General features: G+C 69.6%; 17 protein-coding genes and 1 tRNA gene. 7 read left to right on the forward strand and 11 right to left on the reverse strand.

Annotated elements, in window-relative coordinates:
* Window positions 1-4: 4 nt before the first annotated feature.
* From FKN01_RS18710 to FKN01_RS18725, 4 genes are all read right to left on the reverse strand, one after another.
* Window positions 5-349: a rhodanese-like domain-containing protein gene (locus tag FKN01_RS18710; protein WP_143622049.1), complete on the reverse strand. Its 345-nt coding sequence runs from the start codon at window positions 347-349 to the stop codon at window positions 5-7.
* A gap of 67 nt (window positions 350-416) precedes the next feature.
* Window positions 417-1,325 (reverse strand): hypothetical protein, encoded by a 909-nt coding sequence (locus FKN01_RS18715; RefSeq protein WP_185992892.1) that lies wholly within the window; start codon window positions 1,323-1,325, stop codon window positions 417-419.
* A gap of 135 nt (window positions 1,326-1,460) precedes the next feature.
* The gene (locus FKN01_RS18720; protein WP_143622051.1) at window positions 1,461-2,960 is read right to left on the reverse strand and encodes a DUF2252 domain-containing protein; all 1,500 of its coding nucleotides are present in this window, start codon (window positions 2,958-2,960) and stop codon (window positions 1,461-1,463) included.
* 202 nt (window positions 2,961-3,162) lie between these two features.
* Window positions 3,163-3,245 (reverse strand) — tRNA-Leu (locus FKN01_RS18725).
* Between the two features lie 383 nt (window positions 3,246-3,628).
* On the opposite strand from FKN01_RS18725, the gene FKN01_RS18730 reads away from it, so the two are divergent.
* From FKN01_RS18730 to pknB, 6 genes are all read left to right on the forward strand, one after another.
* Entirely contained in the window at window positions 3,629-4,501 is an 873-nt protein-coding gene (locus FKN01_RS18730) for a DUF3662 and FHA domain-containing protein (protein WP_143622053.1), read from the forward strand.
* Between the two features lie 10 nt (window positions 4,502-4,511).
* Window positions 4,512-5,024, forward strand: coding sequence for an FHA domain-containing protein (locus FKN01_RS18735; protein WP_143622055.1), 513 nt, complete (start codon window positions 4,512-4,514; stop codon window positions 5,022-5,024).
* Between the two features lie 129 nt (window positions 5,025-5,153).
* Window positions 5,154-6,659 (forward strand): Stp1/IreP family PP2C-type Ser/Thr phosphatase, encoded by a 1,506-nt coding sequence (locus FKN01_RS18740; RefSeq protein ID WP_143622057.1) that lies wholly within the window; start codon window positions 5,154-5,156, stop codon window positions 6,657-6,659.
* Between the two features lie 23 nt (window positions 6,660-6,682).
* The gene (locus FKN01_RS18745) at window positions 6,683-8,095 is read left to right on the forward strand and encodes an FtsW/RodA/SpoVE family cell cycle protein (protein WP_143622059.1); all 1,413 of its coding nucleotides are present in this window, start codon (window positions 6,683-6,685) and stop codon (window positions 8,093-8,095) included.
* On the forward strand, window positions 8,092-9,549 hold the full coding sequence (locus FKN01_RS18750; RefSeq protein WP_143622061.1) for a penicillin-binding transpeptidase domain-containing protein: 1,458 nt from the start codon (window positions 8,092-8,094) through the stop codon (window positions 9,547-9,549). The genes FKN01_RS18745 and FKN01_RS18750 overlap by 4 nt, the downstream gene beginning before the upstream one ends.
* Window positions 9,550-9,716: 167 nt before the next feature.
* Window positions 9,717-11,708 carry a Stk1 family PASTA domain-containing Ser/Thr kinase gene (pknB, locus tag FKN01_RS18755; RefSeq protein ID WP_143622063.1) on the forward strand — a complete coding sequence of 664 codons (1,992 nt, stop codon included), beginning with the start codon at window positions 9,717-9,719 and terminating at the stop codon, window positions 11,706-11,708.
* 75 nt (window positions 11,709-11,783) lie between these two features.
* Here pknB and FKN01_RS18760 read toward each other — a convergent pair whose 3' ends face one another.
* From FKN01_RS18760 to FKN01_RS18780, 5 genes are all read right to left on the reverse strand, one after another.
* Complete coding sequence (locus FKN01_RS18760) at window positions 11,784-12,512, reverse strand: class E sortase (protein ID WP_143622065.1); 729 nt, start codon at window positions 12,510-12,512, stop codon at window positions 11,784-11,786.
* A gap of 33 nt (window positions 12,513-12,545) precedes the next feature.
* Window positions 12,546-13,811: a class E sortase gene (locus FKN01_RS18765; RefSeq protein ID WP_143622067.1), complete on the reverse strand. Its 1,266-nt coding sequence runs from the start codon at window positions 13,809-13,811 to the stop codon at window positions 12,546-12,548.
* Window positions 13,808-14,446 carry an aminodeoxychorismate/anthranilate synthase component II gene (locus FKN01_RS18770; protein ID WP_018101916.1) on the reverse strand — a complete coding sequence of 213 codons (639 nt, stop codon included), beginning with the start codon at window positions 14,444-14,446 and terminating at the stop codon, window positions 13,808-13,810. The genes FKN01_RS18765 and FKN01_RS18770 overlap by 4 nt, the downstream gene beginning before the upstream one ends.
* Window positions 14,443-14,628, reverse strand: a complete 186-nt coding sequence (locus FKN01_RS18775) for a hypothetical protein (RefSeq protein WP_143622069.1) — start codon at window positions 14,626-14,628, stop codon at window positions 14,443-14,445. Before FKN01_RS18775 ends, FKN01_RS18770 begins: the two co-directional genes overlap by 4 nt.
* Window positions 14,629-14,722: 94 nt before the next feature.
* Window positions 14,723-15,490 carry a DUF881 domain-containing protein gene (locus FKN01_RS18780; RefSeq protein ID WP_185992893.1) on the reverse strand — a complete coding sequence of 256 codons (768 nt, stop codon included), beginning with the start codon at window positions 15,488-15,490 and terminating at the stop codon, window positions 14,723-14,725.
* A gap of 141 nt (window positions 15,491-15,631) precedes the next feature.
* Here FKN01_RS18780 and crgA point away from each other — a divergent pair, with 141 nt between their 5' ends.
* Window positions 15,632-15,886 (forward strand): cell division protein CrgA, encoded by a 255-nt coding sequence (crgA, locus tag FKN01_RS18785; protein WP_143622073.1) that lies wholly within the window; start codon window positions 15,632-15,634, stop codon window positions 15,884-15,886.
* A gap of 316 nt (window positions 15,887-16,202) precedes the next feature.
* On the opposite strand, the gene FKN01_RS18790 is transcribed toward crgA, so the two are convergent.
* Both FKN01_RS18790 and FKN01_RS18795 read right to left on the reverse strand, forming a co-directional pair.
* Window positions 16,203-17,102, reverse strand: coding sequence for a rhomboid family intramembrane serine protease (locus FKN01_RS18790; RefSeq protein ID WP_143622126.1), 900 nt, complete (start codon window positions 17,100-17,102; stop codon window positions 16,203-16,205).
* A 156-nt stretch (window positions 17,103-17,258) separates the two neighbouring features.
* Entirely contained in the window at window positions 17,259-17,786 is a 528-nt protein-coding gene (locus FKN01_RS18795; protein ID WP_143622075.1) for a peptidylprolyl isomerase, read from the reverse strand.
* Between the last annotated feature and the right edge of the window lie 52 nt (window positions 17,787-17,838).

Consider the following 17,838-nt stretch of genomic DNA (forward strand, 5'->3'; position numbering starts at 1 on the left):
GGCGTCAGGCGACGAAGGCCGGGGTGCCGTTGTCCGTGACCATCGGGCGGCCCGCGCCGTCCCAGGCGAGCATGCCGCCGTCGACGTTGACGGCGTCGATCCCCTGCCGCACCAGGTACTGGGTGACCTGGGCGGACCGGCCGCCCACCCGGCACATGACGTGCACGCGCTGACCGTCCTCCACCGCCTCGGTCAGCTCACCGAAGCGGCCCACGAAGTCGCTCATGGGGATGTGCAGGGCGCCCTCGACGTGCCCGGCCGCCCACTCGTCGTTCTCCCGGACGTCCAGCACGAGGCCGTCCGCCGGGACGGACGCGACATCGACCGTGGGAAGCGGGCCGAAATTCATGGGTCATGCCTTCTCTCGTCAGTGCGCTCGGGTCACCGAATCAGTGCGCTCGGGGCCGTTCAAGACGCTACTGCACCAAGGCCGCGAGCTCCGCCTCCCGCTGCGAGACCTCGCCCAGCAACTGTTCGGCGATCTCCTCCAGCAGCTGGTCCGGGTCGTCCGGGGCCATCCTCAGCATGGCACCGATCGCGCTCTCCTCCAGCTCCTGGGCCCACTCCGTCAGCAGTTCCTTGCGCTGGGTCAGCCAGTCCAGCCGGGCGTAGAGCTCATCGGCCTCGCTCAGCTCCTGCCGCGGCGCGGCCGGTCCCGCCGCCCACTCCTCGGCCAGTTCGTTGAGCAGCGCCTCGTCCCCGCGCCCGTAGGCGGCGTTGACGCGCGCGATGAACTCGTCGCGCCTGACCCGCTCCGCCTCGTCCTGGGCGAGGTCCGGGTGCGCCTTGCGGACCAGGTCGCGGTACAGCTTGCGCGCCTCGTCGGTGGGCCGGACGCGCTTGGGCGGGCGCACCGTCTGGTCGGTCAGCATGGCCGACGCCTCGGGGGACAGGCCCTCGGAGTCCATCCAGTCGTGGAACAGCTCGTCCACGCCGGGCATCGGCATCACGACCGACCGCGCCTCCTCCGCCTTGCGCAGGTCCTCGGGATCACCCGTCTTCGCCGCCCGCGCCTCGGCGATCTGCGCGTCGAGCTCGTCCAGCCGCGCGTACATCGGGCCCAGCCGCTGGTGGTGCAGCCGGGAGAAGTTCTCCACCTCGACCCGGAAGGTCTCCACCGCGATCTCGAACTCGATCAGCGCCTGCTCGGCCACCCGAACCGCCTGCGCGAGCCGCGCCTCGGGCCGTTGCTCTGCCCCGGACGCGCCGTCCCCCGGCGCCCCGGGACCGGGCTCACCGCCCTCAGGCTCTCCGGCGTCCGGCCGTGCCTCGTCCTGCTGGTCATCGTCGTTCCGGGAGGGCACCCCGGCGGCTTCGTGGGTCACCCGCCCAGCGTATGACCCCGGCCCGCCACCGAGGACACACGTCCACCGCCGCAAACGCCCCGCACCGACCCCGCTGCCCCCGCAATACGCCCCGCACCGACCCCACCACCCCCGCACAACCCTCGCCGCGCCCCGCTAGACCCCCCGCTCGGCGGCGATCCGGCCCGTCCCTATCGCCCGCACCAGCTCCCCGTGGTCCGCCTCCGTGCGGTCCGCGTAGGTCACCGCGAAGGCCGCCACCGCCTCGTCCAGCTCTTCGTTCTTGCCGCAGTAACCCGCCAGGAGCCTGGGGTCCGCGCTGTGCGCATGGGCTCGCGCCAGCAGCGCCCCCGTCATCCGGCCGTAGTCGTCGACCTGGTCGGCGGCCAGGGCGGCGGGATCGACGCTGCCCTTGCGGTTCCGGAACTGCCGCACCTGGAAGGGCCGGCCGTCCACCGTCGTCCAGCCCAGCAGATGGTCGCTGACGACCTGCATCCGCTTCTGCCCGAGCACGACGCGCCGCCCCTCGTGCGCGGCCTCCGGCACCTCGAACCCCACGGCGGCCAGATACGGCCCGAGAACGGAGGGCCTGGCCTCCTTCACCTGGAGCACCAGGGCCTCTCCCCGGTGGTCCAGCAGCAGCACCACGTAGGAGCGGGTGCCCACACTGCCGGTGCCGACCACCCGGAACGCGACGTCATGGATCGCATACCGGGCCAGCAACGGCAGCCGGTCCTCGGAGACGGTGCCCAGATAGTCCCCCAGCCCCGCCGCCACCGCCGCGGCCTCCACGTCCGGGACCCGGCGCAGTACCGGCGGCGCGTCCACGAAGCGGCGGCCACCGTCCTCGCAGTCCTCCGTGGACTTCGCCGCGAAGCGGGCACTCGTGTTGTTGCGGGCCTTCTCGGAGACCCGCTCCAAGGTGCCGAGCAGATCCCGCGCGTCCGTGTGCGAGACGAGCTCCTCGTCCGCGATGGCGTTCCACGCGTCGAGCGCGGGCATCCGGGCCAGCAGCCGCATCGTCCGGCGGTAGGCGCCCACGGTGTCGTGGGCGGCCCTGCGGCAGGAGTCCTCGTCGGCACCGGCTTCCCGGCCCGCGAGCACCAGGGAGGTCGCCAGGCGCTTCAGGTCCCATTCCCAGGGCCCGGCCACGGTCTCGTCGAAGTCGTTCAGGTCGATGACGAGGCCGCCTCGCGCATCGCCGTACAGCCCGAAGTTGGCCGCGTGCGCGTCGCCGCAGAGCTGGGCGACGACCCCGGTGACCGGGGCCCCCATCAGGTCGTGGGCCATCAGCCCGGCCGAGCCGCGCAGGAAGGCGAAGGGGGTGGCGGCCATCCGGCCCACCCGTATCGGCGTCAGCTCCGGGACCCGGCCCCGGTTGGACTCCTCGACCGCGCGCACCGCATCCGGGCGCCCGCCCGGCAGGTCCAGCGTCGCGTGCGCGGACCGGGGCACCCGCGCCCGCAGCGCCTTGCCCCTCTCCTTCGGTCTCCCGCCGGCCCCCGCGTAAGTCCGATCCGTACGGCGTGCGAACCCCGGCACGGCCGGTATGCGCGGCGTTTCCCCGTCCACGGGGAGCACGGCCCCCGCCATCGCGTCACCACCGCCGAGTTCGACGAGTCGCACAGGCGGCATTCCCGTCCCGGTCGCATCCATGGCGCGCAGCCTCCCCCGCCCCGCCCGGCGCAGCAGCCGGGTACCTGCCCCAACATCAACCGCCGCCGACGGTACCGCCGCACACCGACCGCCGTCTGCCCTCGCGAAACGGGCGTTTCACGTGAAACCAAACACACAGGGAAGGGATCGGCCAAGAATTGAAGAAGCCCCCCGGGCCGAGGCCTGGGGGGCTTCCTACTTGTGCGCGAGGGGGGATTTGAACCCCCACGTCCCTAAGGACACTGGCACCTGAAGCCAGCGCGTCTGCCGTTCCGCCACTCGCGCAAGAGTGGTGCTTCCGGGCTCCCCCACCTTTCGGTGTGAGCGCCTGGCGACATCCGGAAGATTAGCACGCTGGACTGGGTGGATTCACATCCGTTGTTTCGCCGCCCGATCACCGGGCACTCGCCGCACGCTCGGCCGGCACCCGCAGAACGCTCGGCCGGCGTCCGCAGAACGTCCGAAAGGAACCGGGAACCCCCAGGGGCCGCCACCCACTCCTCCTGAGTGGGTCCAAGGTGCGGGACACTGTGAGGAGGCCACCTCTACGATCCGTGTGAGGGGGGACACTCCTCACACAGGGCAGACAAGGGGAACCAGCCGATTTCCCGACGCGTGGATACGATCAGTAAGCAGTACAGGGACGACGACACCGGAGGAGGTGCCCCATGGGAGTGATGAAGCGTTTCGAGCAGCGTCTCGAAGGCCTGGTCAACGGCACTTTCGCCAAGGTCTTCAAGTCCGAGGTCCAGCCGGTCGAGATCGCGGGTGCCCTCCAGCGGGAGTGCGACAACAACGCCACCATCTGGAACCGTGAGCGCACCGTCGTCCCCAACGACTTCATCGTCGAGCTCAGCGCCCCCGACTACGAGCGCCTGAGTCCGTACTCCGGCCAGCTCGGCGACGAGCTCTCCGGCCTCGTCCGGGACTACGCCAAGCAGCAGCGTTACACGTTCATGGGCCCCATCAAGGTGCACCTGGAGAAGGCCGAGGACCTCGACACCGGCCTCTACCGGGTCCGCAGCCGCACCCTGGCGTCGAGTTCGTCACAGGGCCAGGGCCCGGCACAGGGCCAGAGCTACGGCGGCCCGTCACCGCAGCAGGGGTACCCCGGACGTCCCGCCCCGCAGGCCCCCGGCGGCTACGGCTACCCGCCCGCCTCCGCCCCGCCCATGCCCGCCGGTCCGCCGCCGGGTGCCGGGCGTCACGGCGGCCCCGACCGGCGTCCGCCGGCCGCCCCTCCCTCCTCGCCGAACGTGCAGGTGCGGCGCTGGATCGAGATCAACGGCACTCGCCACCAGATCTCCCGCCCGACGCTGGTCATGGGCCGCAGCACCGACGCCGATGTGCGGATCGACGACCCCGGCGTCTCCCGCCGGCACTGTGAGATCAGGACCGGAACGCCCTCGACGATCCAGGATCTCGGGTCTACCAACGGCATCGTGGTAGACGGGCAGCACACCACCCGCGCTACGCTCCGCGACGGCTCGCGGATCGTCGTGGGCAGCACCACCATCGTTTACCGGCAAGCCGAAGGGTGAAGCGGGGGCAATGTCAGAGCTGACCCTGACGGTCATGCGGCTAGGTTTCCTGGCTGTTCTGTGGCTGTTCGTGATCGTGGCCGTCCAGGTCATTCGCAGCGACCTGTTCGGAACGCGCGTCACGCAGCGCGGCTCACGCCGCACCGCGACCGACGCGCGTCCGCCCCAGGGACGCCAGAACGCGGCACCGCCGCAGCAGCGCCAGCAGCCCGGCCGCCAGCGGCGGGGTGCGCCGACCAAGCTGGTCGTCTCCGAGGGCACGCTCACCGGCACCACGGTGGCGCTCCAGGGGCAGACCATCACGCTGGGCCGTGCCCACGATTCGACGATCGTGCTGGACGACGACTACGCGTCCAGCAGGCATGCCAGGATCTACCCCGACCGTGACGGCCAGTGGATCGTCGAGGATCTCGGGTCCACCAACGGCACGTACCTGGACCGGAACCGCCTCACCACCCCGACGCCCGTTCCGCTGGGCGCGCCGATCCGGATCGGCAAGACCGTCATCGAGCTGCGGAAGTAGTACGACAATGAGCGAGCGGAGCGAGCGAGCCGCGGGGGTCCGGGCATCGGACCCGGCGGGGCTCCCGACCGGAGGGTGGGCAGTGTGGCTCGAGACCGGCTGTACCCCGAACCGACGGGTGAGGTGCGCATGAGTCTGTCCCTGCGCTTCGCCGCCGGGTCGCACAAGGGCATGATCCGCGAGGGCAACGAGGACTCCGGCTACGCCGGCCCCCGCCTTCTCGCGATCGCCGACGGCATGGGCGGCCAGGCGGCCGGTGAGGTCGCCAGTTCCGAGGTGATCTCCACCCTCGTCCAGCTCGACGACGACGTCCCGGGCTCCGACATCCTCACCTCGCTCGGCACGGCGGTCCAGCGGGCCAACGACCAGCTCCGGATGATGGTCGAGGAGGACCCCCAGCTGGAGGGCATGGGCACCACGCTCACCGCCCTGCTCTGGACCGGCCAGCGACTCGGCCTGGTGCACGTCGGCGACTCGCGCGCGTACCTGCTCCGAGACGGCGTCCTCACCCAGATCACCCAGGACCACACCTGGGTCCAGCGGCTGGTGGACGAGGGCCGGATCACCGAAGAGGAGGCCACCACCCACCCGCAGCGCTCCCTGCTGATGCGCGCGCTGGGCAGTGGCGACCACGTCGAACCCGACCTTTCCATCCGCGAGGTCCGGGCCGGCGACCGCTACCTGATCTGCTCCGACGGGCTCTCCGGCGTCGTCTCCCACCAGACGATGGAGGAGACGCTCGCCAGCTACCAGGGCCCGCAGGAGACGATCCAGGACCTGATCCAGCTCGCCCTGCGGGGCGGCGGACCGGACAACATCACCTGCATCGTCGCCGATGTCTTCGACGTCGACAGCAACGACACCCTGGCCGGGCAGCTCAATGACACCCCGGTCGTCGTCGGCGCGGTCGCCGAGAACCAGGCGGCCCAGCTGAACGACGGCGGCGCGATGCACACGCCCGCGGGCCGCGCGGCCGGCCTCGGCCGCCCCGTACCGCCGCCCTCCGGCAGCTTCGGCCCGCCCGGCAGCGGCGACGGCTCCGGCTACGACGGAATGCCCGATGGGGCCTTCGGGTCGTACTCCGACGACGACTTCGTCAAGCGCGGCGGCCGCAAGTGGATCAAGCGGTCCCTGTACGTGGTGCTCGCGCTGGCCGTCGTCGGCGGCGGGCTCTACGGCGGCTACCGCTGGACCCAGACCCAGTTCTACGTCGGCGCGAAGAACGACAACGTCGCGCTGTACCGGGGCATCAGCCAGGATCTCGGCTGGCTCTCGCTCTCGAAGGTCGAGACCGACCATCCCGAGATCGAACTCAAGTACCTCCCGCCCTACCAGCGCAAGAAGGTCGAGGCGACGATCGCCGAGGGCAGCCTCGCCGACGCCCGCGAGAAGATCGCCGAGCTCTCCACCCAGGCGTCCGCCTGCAAGAAGGACGCGGCACGTCGCGCGGCGGAGAAGGAGCACAGCGACGAGGGCCAGGCGCAGGGCACGGACACCGACGCCACCAAGGCGTCCAAGTCCGGCAAGACATCCGGTGGCGACACCAAGTCCGAGCAGACTTCCACGACTCCCACTCCTGGGCCCAGCCTCTCGGAGGAAGAGAAGAAGCTGGTCCCGCAGTGCGGTAAGAAGTAGAGCCGTAGGGGGCCTTCAGCACCATGAGCGTTGTCACCAACACGACCACGATCGGCGCGATCGACGCACCGAGCAGGCGCAACACCGAACTGATGATGATGGTCTTCGCCATCGCCATCTCGGTGTTCGCCTACGCCAACGTGGGCCTGGCCATGGACGGCACGCTGCCCTCCGGCATGTTCGGCTACGGAGCGGGGCTCATCCTGCTCGGCGGCGTCGCCCACCTCGTGGTGCGCAAGTTCGCCCGGTACGCCGACCCGTTGCTGCTGCCGCTGGCCACCCTGCTCAACGGGCTCGGGCTGGTGCTGATCTGGCGGCTCGACCAGTCGCCGAAGCTGATCAGGGATGCCAAGAGCGCCTTCGGGGCGTTCACCCCGTCCGCCCCCCGGCAGCTGATGTACTCGGCAGTCGGTGTGGCGCTGTTCGTCGGCGTACTGCTGCTGCTGAAGGATCACCGCATCCTGCAGCGCTACACGTACATCTCGATGGCGGTCGCGCTGTTCCTGCTGATTCTTCCGATGTTCTTTCCGGCCAAGTTCGGCGCGAGGATCTGGATCAACATCGCCGGCTTCTCCATCCAGCCAGGGGAGTTCGCGAAAATCATCATCGCGGTCTTCTTCGCCGGGTATCTCATGGTCAAACGGGACGCGCTGGCGCTCGCCAGCCGTCGGTTCATGGGGCTGTATCTGCCGCGCGGGCGCGACCTGGGCCCCATCCTGGTCATCTGGGCGCTGTCGATCCTGATCCTGGTCTTCGAGACCGACCTCGGAACGTCGCTGCTGTTCTTCGGCCTCTTCGTGATCATGCTGTACGTCGCCACCGAGCGGACCAGCTGGATCGTCTTCGGTCTCCTGATGTCGGCGGCCGGAGCCGTGGGCGTCGCGACCTTCGAACCGCACGTTGAAGCCCGTGTGACCGCCTGGCAGGACCCGTTCAAATGTTTCCAGACGGATGGCGCCTGCGAGCAGATCGGCAACGCCATCATGTCCTTCGGGTCGGGCGGCACGCTCGGCTCCGGCTGGGGCCAGGGCCACTCCGACCTGATCGGCTTCGCAGCCAACGCCGACTTCATCCTCGCCACGGTGGGTGACGAACTCGGCCTGGCCGGGATGATGGCCGTGCTGCTCATCTACGGCCTCATCGTCGAACGCGGTGTCCGCACGGCGCTCGCCGCCCGCGACCCCTTCGGCAAGCTCCTCGCGATCGGCCTCTCCGGCGCCTTCGCGATCCAGGTCTTCGTCGTCGCCGGCGGCGTCATGGGCCTGATCCCGCTCACCGGTATGACGATGCCGTTCCTCGCGGCCGGTGGTTCGTCCGTGATCGCGAACTGGGCTCTGATCGGCATTCTGATCCGCATCAGCGACACCGCCCGCCGCCCCGCGCCCGCCCCCGCACCCTCGACCGACGCCGAGATGACCCAGGTGGTCCGCCCGTGAACAAGCCCCTGCGCCGGATCGCGATCTTCTGCGGCGTCCTGATCTTCGCCCTGCTCGCACGGACCAACTACCTGCAGTACGTGAAGGCCGACGACCTCAACACCCGCGACGAGAACCGCCGCGTCCGCATCGAGCGGTACGCCCACGAGCGCGGCAACATCATCGTGGACGGCAAGTCGGTCACCGGGTCCGTCGAGACCAAGGGCAGCGACTTCAAGTACAAGCGGGTCTGGAAGGACGGCCCCATGTGGGCGCCCGTCACCGGCTACTCCTCGCAGGCGTTCGACGCCTCGCAGCTGGAGAAGCTGGAGGACGGCATCCTCACCGGCAACGACGACCAGCTCTTCTTCAACCGGACGATGTCCATGTTCACCGGTGAGGAGAAGACGGGCGGCAACGTCGTCACCACGCTCAACGGGGCCGCCCAGAAGGCCGCCTTCGAGGGACTCGGCAAGAAGAAGGGCGCCGTCGCCGCCCTCGATCCGCGGACCGGCGCCATCCTGGCGCTCGCCAGCACCCCCTCGTACGACCCCTCGACCTTCGCGGGCAACAGCAAGTCAGACACCGAGGCATGGCAGTCCCTGTTGAAGGACAAGGACAAGCCCATGCTCAACCGGGCGCTGCGCGAGACCTACCCGCCCGGCTCGACCTTCAAGGTCGTCACCGCGGCCGCCGCCCTGGAGAACGGGCTCTACACCGACATCGACGAGGACACGAAGTCCCCGATGCCCTGGCGCCTGCCGCAGACGAGCCAGAACCTGCCCAACGAGGGCAACATCCCGTGCGAGAACGCCTCGCTCCGCAACGCGCTGCGCTACTCCTGCAACACCGTCTTCGGCAAGATCAGCGATGACCTGGGCAACCAGAAGATGATCGACGAGGCCACCAAGTTCGGCTTCAACAAGGAGATCTTCACCCCGGTCCGCTCGAACGCCAGCGTGTACCCGAAGGACAACCGGCCGCAGAACGCCATGGCCGGCATCGGCCAGGCGTCCAACCGCGCCACCCCGCTCCAGATGGCGATGGTCGCCGCCGCCGTCGCCAACGACGGCAAGCTGATGCAGCCGTACATGGTCGCCGAGCGCAAGGCACCCAACCTGGACGTGATCTACACGCACGAGAAGGAAGAGTTCAGTCAGCCCCTCTCGGCGGAGAACGCCCAGAAGCTCCAGGAAATGATGAAGACCGTCGTCAAGGAGGGCACCGGCACGAACGCCCAGATCCCGGGCGTCACGGTCGGCGGCAAGACCGGTACGGCCCAGCACGGCCTGAAGAACAGCGAGAACCCGTACGCGTGGTTCATCTCGTACGCGGAGACCGACAGCGGTTCGCCCGTGGCCGTGGCCGTCGTGGTCGAGGACAGCGACGCCACCCGCGACGACATCTCCGGTGGCGGCCTGGCCGCTCCGATCGCGAAGGCGGTCATGAAGGCGGTCATCGACAGCGAGAAGTGAGACCGCTCACACCCGGGCGCGAATGCGCCTGTGCGGATACCGGTCGGATATCAGGTATCGCCTCCGGGCCGATCAGCTGATGCGCGGCCGGTAGCGTATGCGCGAACAGCACACCGCCGGACCGCGCACCGGTGCGGTCAGGACTGACGGAGAGGGCTGGAACAGTTATGGAAGAGCCGCGTCGCCTCGGCGGCCGGTACGAGCTGGGCTCGGTGCTCGGCCGTGGTGGCATGGCCGAGGTCTACCTCGCCCACGACACCCGGCTCGGCCGCACCGTCGCCGTGAAGACGCTCCGGGCGGACCTCGCCCGCGACCCGTCCTTCCAGGCCCGGTTCCGCCGTGAGGCCCAGTCCGCCGCCTCGCTCAACCATCCGGCGATCGTCGCGGTGTACGACACCGGCGAGGACTACGTCGACGGGGTCTCCATCCCGTACATCGTCATGGAGTACGTCGACGGCTCGACGCTCCGCGAGCTGCTGCACTCCGGGCGCAGACTGCTGCCCGAGCGCACGCTCGAAATGACCGTGGGCATCCTCCAGGCGCTGGAGTACTCGCACCGCGCGGGCATCGTGCACCGGGACATCAAGCCGGCCAACGTCATGCTGACCCGGACCGGACAGGTCAAGGTCATGGACTTCGGCATCGCCCGCGCCATGGGCGACTCCGGCATGACGATGACCCAGACCGCCGCCGTCATCGGCACCGCCCAGTACCTCTCCCCGGAACAGGCCAAGGGTGAGCAGGTCGACGCCCGGTCCGACCTCTACTCGACCGGCTGCCTGCTCTACGAGCTGCTGACCGTCCGCCCGCCGTTCGTCGGGGACTCCCCGGTGGCGGTCGCGTACCAGCACGTACGGGAGGAGCCGCAGCCGCCGAGCAACTTCGACCCCGAGATCACGCCCGCGATGGACGCGATCGTGCTGAAGGCCCTCACCAAGGACCCCGACTACCGCTACCAGTCGGCCGACGAGATGCGCGCCGACATCGAGGCGTGCCTAGACGGCCAGCCGGTCGCCGCGACCGCCGCGATGGGCGCGGCGGGTTACGGCGGCTACCCCGGCGGGTACGACAACGACCAGCCCACCACCGCCCTGCGCGCCGCCGACCAGGGCGGCGAGCGCACGTCGATGCTGCCGCCGGTCAACCCGGACGACGGCGGCTACGGCTACGACGACCGCCCGGCCCGCCGCAGGCAGAAGAAGAACCACACCTCGACGATCCTCCTGGTCGTCGCGGGCATCCTGGTGCTGATCGGCGCGATCCTCATCGGCAAGGCGGTTTTCAGCAGCGGCGGAGACGACGGCGCGTTCGACGTGCCCAATGTGGTCGGCACGACGGTCAAGGACGCCCAGAAACTGGCCGACAACACGAACATCGTTCTCAAGGTCGGCCCGAAGGAAGAGTGCAAGGAACAGCCCAAGGGCAAGATCTGCCGCCAGACACCTGAGGACGGGAAGATGAAGGAGCAGGAGACCCTCACGGTCTTCGTCTCCAGCGGCCCGCCGAAGGTCGAGGTGCCGGACGTCACGGAGAAGTCCGAGGACAACGCCCGCGAGGTCCTGGAGAAGCAGGGCTTCACGGTCTCCGTCGACTCGGTCGAGTCCGACCAGGCCGAGCCCGGCACCGTCCTGGAGCAGTCCCCGAAGGGCGGCGAGAAGGCCGAGGAGAACTCCGAGGTCAAGCTCAAGGTCGCCACGGAGAAGCTGCTCACGATGCCTCCGGTGACGGACCGCTCGTACGACGACGCGGTCGCCCAGCTGAACGGGGTGGGTTTCAAGAACATCGGCCGCAGCGATGTGGACTCCGACAAGCCGGCGGGCACGGTGGTCGAGCAGACGCCCGTGGCCAACGAGAAGGTCGGCGCGGACACCTCGATCATCCTGAAGGTCTCGAAGGGCCCGGCCGAGCCGGAGAAGGTGACCATCCCGGGTGACCTGCTCAACAAGAGCTACCAGGACGCGAAGGCGCAGCTTGAGGGGATGGGCCTGGTGGTCGCGCTCCAGCCCGGCTCGGTCGACAAGCCGGAAGCCAAGGTGGTCCTGAGCTCCCCGATGCCCACCCAGGAAGTGGAGAAGGGCGGCACGGTCACCCTGACCACCGTCGAGGGCGGCGGCGGTGGCAACATCTTCGGCGGGCTGAACGGCGGCAGGGGTCACTGACCCGCTCCGCACCCGGTACGAACAGAGGGCCCCGGTCACCGCGAAGGCGGCCGGGGCCCTCTGGCGCAACACCGCTCAGCGCAGCTCCGCCGGCTTCGTGCGGTCGCGGTCGACCTTCTCCGTACGGACCAGCTCGCCCCACACGATGTAGCGGTACTTGGACGTGTAGACCGGGGTGCAGGTCGTGAGCGTGATGTAGCGGCCGGGCTTCTTCGCACCCGAGTCCTTCGGGACGGGGCCCAGCACGTCGACGTTGTACTTGGACGTCTCCGGCAGCTCGCTGAAGACCTTGTAGATGTACCAGGTGTCCTTCGTCTCGAAGACGATCGCGTCCCCGGTGCGCACCTTGTCGATGTTGTGGAACTTCGCCCCGTGGCCGTCCCGGTGCGCGGCCAGCGAGAAGTTGCCCTCCTCGGCGGAGGGGAGCGCGGATTTCACCGGATCGGTGTAGTAGCCGGCGACACCGTCGTTGAGCGTCTCGGTGTCGGTGCCCTTCTTGACGAGCACCTCGCCGTTCTTCATCGACGGTACGTGGAGGAAGCCGATGCCGTCCTTGGTGTCCAGCGCGCCGGGGCCGCCGGCCCACTTGTCGCGGACGGTGTGACCCTGCTTGGTGGCCTCGCGATCGGCGAGCACATTCGTCCACCACAGCGAGTAGACGACGAAGAGGCCGAGCACCAGACCTGCGGTGATGAGCAGTTCACCGAAGACACTGACGGCGGTCGCGATGGGGTGGCGGCCACGCTTGCGCGCGGGTGGCGCGGGCTCGTCGGTCCGCTCCTGGTCCTCGGTCGTCGCTGTCATAGCACCGCCCTGTCGTCATGGCGTCCGGCCCGTTCAGTCCGCGAGCGCGTCGGGCTTCCCCTCGCTGCGCGGCCGTTCGTCGACCATCTTGCCCCAGACGATCAAACGGTACGTACTCGTGAATTCCGGCGTACACGTCGTCAAGGTGATGTACCGGCCGGGCTCCGTGAACCCTGAGTGCTTCGGCACCGGAGCGATCACGGAGACGTTGGAGGGCGAGGTCTGCGGCAGCACGCTCGTCATCTCGTACGTGTAGTACGCCTCCCGGGTCTCGACCACGATCGGGTCGCCGGGCTTCAGCCGGTTGATGTACCGAAACGGTTCGCCGTGGGTGTTGCGGTGGCCGGCCAGCGCGAAGTTGCCCTGCTTGTCGGAGGGCATCGCCGTCTTCAGCGGCTTCTCGCTGTAGTGGCCGACCATGCCCCGGTCGAGGACCTTCTCCTTGCTGGTGCCCTCGGCGATCGGCGTGACGACGTCCAGCTTGGGGATGTGGATGATCGCGAAACCCTGCCCCGGCTCGAACGCCTCTTGCTTCTTCGGGGTGTTGTCGTCGTTCCTGGCCCAGTCGTCCTGGATCTTGTGGGCCTCCCGGCCGGCGATCTGGTCGGCGCGCACATTCGTCCACCAGAGCTGGTAGGTGACGAACAGCAGCATCAGCACGCCCAGGGTGATGAGGAGTTCGCCGATGCCCCGGCTGATGACGATCGCGGGGCTGTCCTTCGCGGCCTTGGCCGCCCGGCGCGCCTCCATGCGGGTCATGGGCTTCGCGGGCGCCGCACTCGCCGGGCCGGCCCGCGGTGCGGGGCGCCGCCGGCCGCGCCCCTTGGCGGCACGCCTGCGCTCGGCGCGGCCACCGGCGGGCGGTGGCGCGGGCGGGGCCGTGTCGGCTCCGGCTTCGGCTTCGGCGGCCCCGGTGGGCGCCTCCGGCTCCGGGCGGGGCGCCGGTACGGCCGGGCCGTCGTCCGGGACAATCCGCCCGAACACCTCGGTGGCCGGCTCCACGCCCGCGTCGGGCGCGGGCTGCGACGGCGTCAGGGGCTGCTGTACGGGGCTCTGCTGGCCGTACCAGTCCCGTTGGTACCCGACGGGGTCGTACCACTCCTGCGGGACCTGCTGGGGGCCCTGCGGCTCGTAGGACGCCTGCTGCCACGGGCCCACGGGCTCCGGCCCCGGCAGCGGGTCGTTCAACGGGTCCGCCAGGCGGTGGACCGCCGCCTCGAACGCGCCCGGGTCCTCGTACGCCCGCTGATCGTGCGGGTCGTCCTGCCCGGCCCCGGCTCCGTGGCGGGGTGGGGTCACGCGACGGCCTTGCCCACCACCGGAGCGAGCCCCGCCGACCTCTCGACGGCTCCGGTGTCCCCGCAGCGCACCAGCCAGTTGGCCAGCATCAGGTGGCCGTGCTCGGTGAGCACGGACTCCGGGTGGAACTGCACGCCCTCGACGGCCAGCTCCCGGTGGCGCAGGCCCATGATGATGCCGTCGGCGGTCCGCGCGGTGACCTCCAGCTCGTCGGGCACCGTGTCCGGTTCGGCGGCGAGCGAGTGGTAGCGGGTCGCGGTGAACGGCGAGGGCAGACCGGCGAACACGCCCGCGCCCTCGTGGAGCACCGGGGAGGTCTTGCCGTGCAGCAGCTCGGGGGCGCGGCCGACGACGCCGCCGTACGCCACCGCCATGGACTGCATGCCCAGGCAGACCCCGAAGACCGGGACGCCGGTCGCCGCGCAGTGCCGCACCATGTCGACGCAGACGCCCGCGTGCTCGGGGGTGCCGGGGCCGGGGGAGAGCAGGACGCCGTCGAAGCCGTCCTGCGCGTGGGCCGTGGTCACCTCGTCGTTGCGCAGCACCTCGCACTCGGCACCGAGCTGGTAGAGGTACTGGACGAGGTTGAAGACGAAGCTGTCGTAGTTGTCCACGACCAGGATGCGGGCGCTCATCGGGCGGCCCCCGCCGGCGCGCTCGCCCCGTCGACCGTCACGTCGCCGAACGGAAGCAGCGGCTCCGCCCACGGGAAGACGTACTGGAACAGCACATAGACGACCGCCAGGGCGAGCACGAGCGAAATGACCGCACGCACCCACACGTTGCCCGGCAGATGCCGCCAGATCCAGCTGTACATCCAGACCCTCCATTCGGTACCGGGTCCAGACTAAAGGGCCCGGGGCCCGGCGTGGGATGCCTGTGGAAAGCTGTGCGGCGCCCGTCGCCGTCTGCTACTTCACCGGCTCCGCGTAGTGCAGGTCCACCGTGCCCGAGTAGCCGGGAAGGGTCGCCGCCCCCTGCTCGTCCACCTTCCAGCCCAGCCCGTACGCCTCCACGTACAGCAGGTAGTTCCGGATCGCCGGCGAGGCGTCCAGCGCCCGCCGCAGCGCACTCGGGTCGCCGACCGCGGTGATCTTGTACGGGGGTGAGTAGACCCGGCCCTGGAGGATCAGGGTGTTGCCGACGCAGCGCACGGCGCTGGTGGAGATCAGCCGCTGGTCCATGACCTTGACGCCCTTGGCGCCGCCCTGCCAGAGGGCGTTGACGACTGCCTGGAGGTCCTGCTGGTGGATGACCAGGTCGTTGGGCTGCGGGTCGGGGTAGCCGGGGCTGGCGGTGGCGTTGGGCGGGGCGTCGTCGAGGGTGACGGAGACGGCCCGGCCGGACAGCTCGGTGGTGCCCGCGGTCCGCTCCAGGGCCTTGAGCCGGGCGGCCTCCGCCTTGGTGCTGCCGTTGTCGCGCTGGGCGAGGCTGTCGATGTCCCCGCGCACGGACGCGGCGGACTCCTCCAGGGCGGCGTTCTTCTCGCTGCGCTGCTGGATGAGGTCGGAGAGCTTCAGCAGTGAGGCGTCGGTGCGGATATTGGTGCCCTTGGCCGTATTCGCGCTGGTCACGAAGATGATTCCGGCGAGGGCGAAAACGGCGGCCGTGAGAACTCTGGCCGGGTGCCGGAAGGTGCGGCGGACCGGCCCGGGGGGAGAGTCGGCAGAATTGCTCAACGTACCCTTATCTCCTTCGGTGCCACGGAAGGACTACGCTAACGGACGCCCGGGGGAGGCCACATTCCCCCTCGCGCCCCGCCCCGGCGCCAGCCACAGTTCCCTGCGCGGTCACGCAGCGCATCGACAGGAGAGTTCCTCGTGCCGAAGTCACGGATCCGCAAGAAGGCCGACTTCACGCCGCCCCCGGCGAAGCAGGCGGCCAACATAAAGCTGACCAGCCGTAGCTGGGTGGCGCCCGTGATGCTGGCGCTCTTCCTGATCGGGCTGGCCTGGATCGTCGTTTTCTATGTGACCGACGGCGATCTGCCGGTGGAGTCGCTGGGGAACTGGAACATCGTCGTCGGCTTCGGTTTCATCGCCGGCGGCTTCGGCGTCTCCACGCAGTGGAAGTAGTCCGCGCGTACGCGTAGAAGCACACGCCGGTCCCGCTCCGCAACCCGTGCCCTGAGTTACCCACAGAGTTATCCACAGGTGGGGGAAAAGGTCAGACGATCTGTGGATAACTCTCGGGCCGTTGACGCCGGTGTGACTGCGGACGCCTCCGCGGCGGGGCGGAACGCCCCTTGTCCCGACTGGAAAAACCCAGCTCAGGGACAAGGGGCACAGCTGTACCCGCACTGTGCACACGATCCGGAACAGGCTGTGGAACCCTGTGGACAACTTCGGTCACAAATGGTCCACACTCACCTGGCGAAGGCCGTCGCGGGCCTCAGGTGAGGGCGGCCGTTCTCGTCATGACGATCAGGACGACGGCCGCGAGCACCAGGGCACAGGTCCCGAACTGCACCAGATCGCGCCGCTCCTGCGGGGCGTGCACCATGCCGATCCCGATCAGAACCCCGGCGATCAGACCCCCGACATGCGCCTGCCAGGCGATCCCGCCCCAGGGGTTGAAGGTGATGATCAGGTTGAGCACGAAGATCGCGACGACCGGCCGCATGTCGTAGTTCAGCCGGCGCATCAGTACGGCGGTGGCGCCCAGCAGGCCGTAGATGGCACCCGAGGCTCCCAGCGACGGCTGATTCGGCTCCGCGAGCCAGTACGTCAGGGCGCCGCCGGCCAGCCCGGAGAGCAGATAGAGCGCGAGGAAGCGGGCCCGGCCCAGATGCGCTTCCAGCGGCCCGCCCAGCCACCACAGGCCCAGCATGTTGAAGGCGAAGTGCCACACCTCCTGGTGCAGGAACATCGACGTCACCAGCCGGTACCACTGGCCTTCCGCGATACCTTCGGGCGGCCCTCCGTAGTAGAAGTTGGCACGGCCGAGCAGCATCAGGCGGTCGAGGAGCGCGTCGTCGGTCATTACCGCGACGAACACCGCGAGGTTGATCCCCAGCAGGATCTTGGTGATCAGCCGGGGGTCCGCCGCGACGGCGCCCCCGGCCGGCGTGCGCGGCCGGGCGGCGGACGCGCCGCGCCCCGTACCGGAGCCCTGGCGGACGCAGTCCGGGCACTGGAAGCCGACCGACGCGTCGACCATGCAGTCCGGGCAGATGGGCCGGTCGCAACGGACGCACCGGACCGCGGTCTCCCGGTCCGGGTGGCGGTAGCAGTGGGCCGGGCCCTCGACGGGCGGGGGCGGTCCGGACGCGCCCGGCGGCTGCTGGTCCATCGGTCCCATGGCTTCCCGGTCCCCTCGGTCCTCGTCGTCGCGGGGGTGCGCACGACACCGCCCCGCGCATCCGTTGTGTCATGAGATACGGATGGGCGGGGCGGTTTGTTCCCCGAACGGGAAATCGGAGAGTGAGCGAGGGGACGCTCAGGGCGATCAGCGCGTCTCGATGACGACCGACTCGATGACGACGTCATCCACCGGACGGTCGGTGCGTGCGTTGGTCGGCGTCCCCGCGATGGAGTCGACGACCTTCTTGCTCGCGTCGGTGGTCACCTCACCGAAGATCGTGTGCTTGCCGGTCAGCCAGGCCGTCGGCGAGACCGTGATGAAGAACTGCGATCCGTTGGTGCCCGGCCCGGCGTTGGCCATGGCCAGCAGATAGGGCTTGTTGAAGGACAGGTCGGGGTGGAACTCGTCCTTGAACTCGTACCCCGGCCCGCCGGTCCCGTTGCCCAGCGGATCGCCGCCCTGCACCATGAAACCGCTGATCACGCGGTGGAAGACGGTGCCGTCGTACAACCGGTCCGTGGACTTCGCACCGGTCGCGGGGTGGGTCCACTCGCGCTCCCCGCTGGCCAGCTCGACGAAGTTCTTGACCGTCTTCGGAGCGTGGTTCGGCAGGAGCCGGATCTCGATGTCGCCCTTGTTCGTCTTCAAGGTGGCGTAAAGCTGCTCGGCCACGATCTGCCTTCCGTGAGTCTGCACATGTGCTCCGCGCGTCTGCGCTGCGCGC

The organism is Streptomyces sp. 130, from assembly GCF_007096885.1.
In the GTDB taxonomy this organism is placed as follows: Bacteria; Actinomycetota; Actinomycetes; order Streptomycetales; family Streptomycetaceae; genus Streptomyces.

What these genes read in the sequence shown, in the direction of transcription:
- FKN01_RS18790 (WP_143622126.1), bottom strand. Translation starts at nt 17,102, where the DNA reads ATGGACCAGCAGCCGCCGGGCGCGTCCGGACCGCCCCCGCCCGTCGAG.
- FKN01_RS18720 (WP_143622051.1), bottom strand. Translation starts at nt 2,960, where the DNA reads ATGGATGCGACCGGGACGGGAATGCCGCCTGTGCGACTCGTCGAACTC.
- FKN01_RS18735 (WP_143622055.1), top strand. Translation starts at nt 4,512, where the DNA reads ATGTCAGAGCTGACCCTGACGGTCATGCGGCTAGGTTTCCTGGCTGTT.
- FKN01_RS18710 (WP_143622049.1), bottom strand. Translation starts at nt 349, where the DNA reads ATGAATTTCGGCCCGCTTCCCACGGTCGATGTCGCGTCCGTCCCGGCG.
- FKN01_RS18770 (WP_018101916.1), bottom strand. Translation starts at nt 14,446, where the DNA reads ATGAGCGCCCGCATCCTGGTCGTGGACAACTACGACAGCTTCGTCTTC.
- FKN01_RS18745 (WP_143622059.1), top strand. Translation starts at nt 6,683, where the DNA reads ATGAGCGTTGTCACCAACACGACCACGATCGGCGCGATCGACGCACCG.
- FKN01_RS18760 (WP_143622065.1), bottom strand. Translation starts at nt 12,512, where the DNA reads ATGACAGCGACGACCGAGGACCAGGAGCGGACCGACGAGCCCGCGCCA.
- FKN01_RS18730 (WP_143622053.1), top strand. Translation starts at nt 3,629, where the DNA reads ATGGGAGTGATGAAGCGTTTCGAGCAGCGTCTCGAAGGCCTGGTCAAC.
- FKN01_RS18740 (WP_143622057.1), top strand. Translation starts at nt 5,154, where the DNA reads ATGAGTCTGTCCCTGCGCTTCGCCGCCGGGTCGCACAAGGGCATGATC.
- FKN01_RS18775 (WP_143622069.1), bottom strand. Translation starts at nt 14,628, where the DNA reads ATGTACAGCTGGATCTGGCGGCATCTGCCGGGCAACGTGTGGGTGCGT.
- pknB (WP_143622063.1), top strand. Translation starts at nt 9,717, where the DNA reads ATGGAAGAGCCGCGTCGCCTCGGCGGCCGGTACGAGCTGGGCTCGGTG.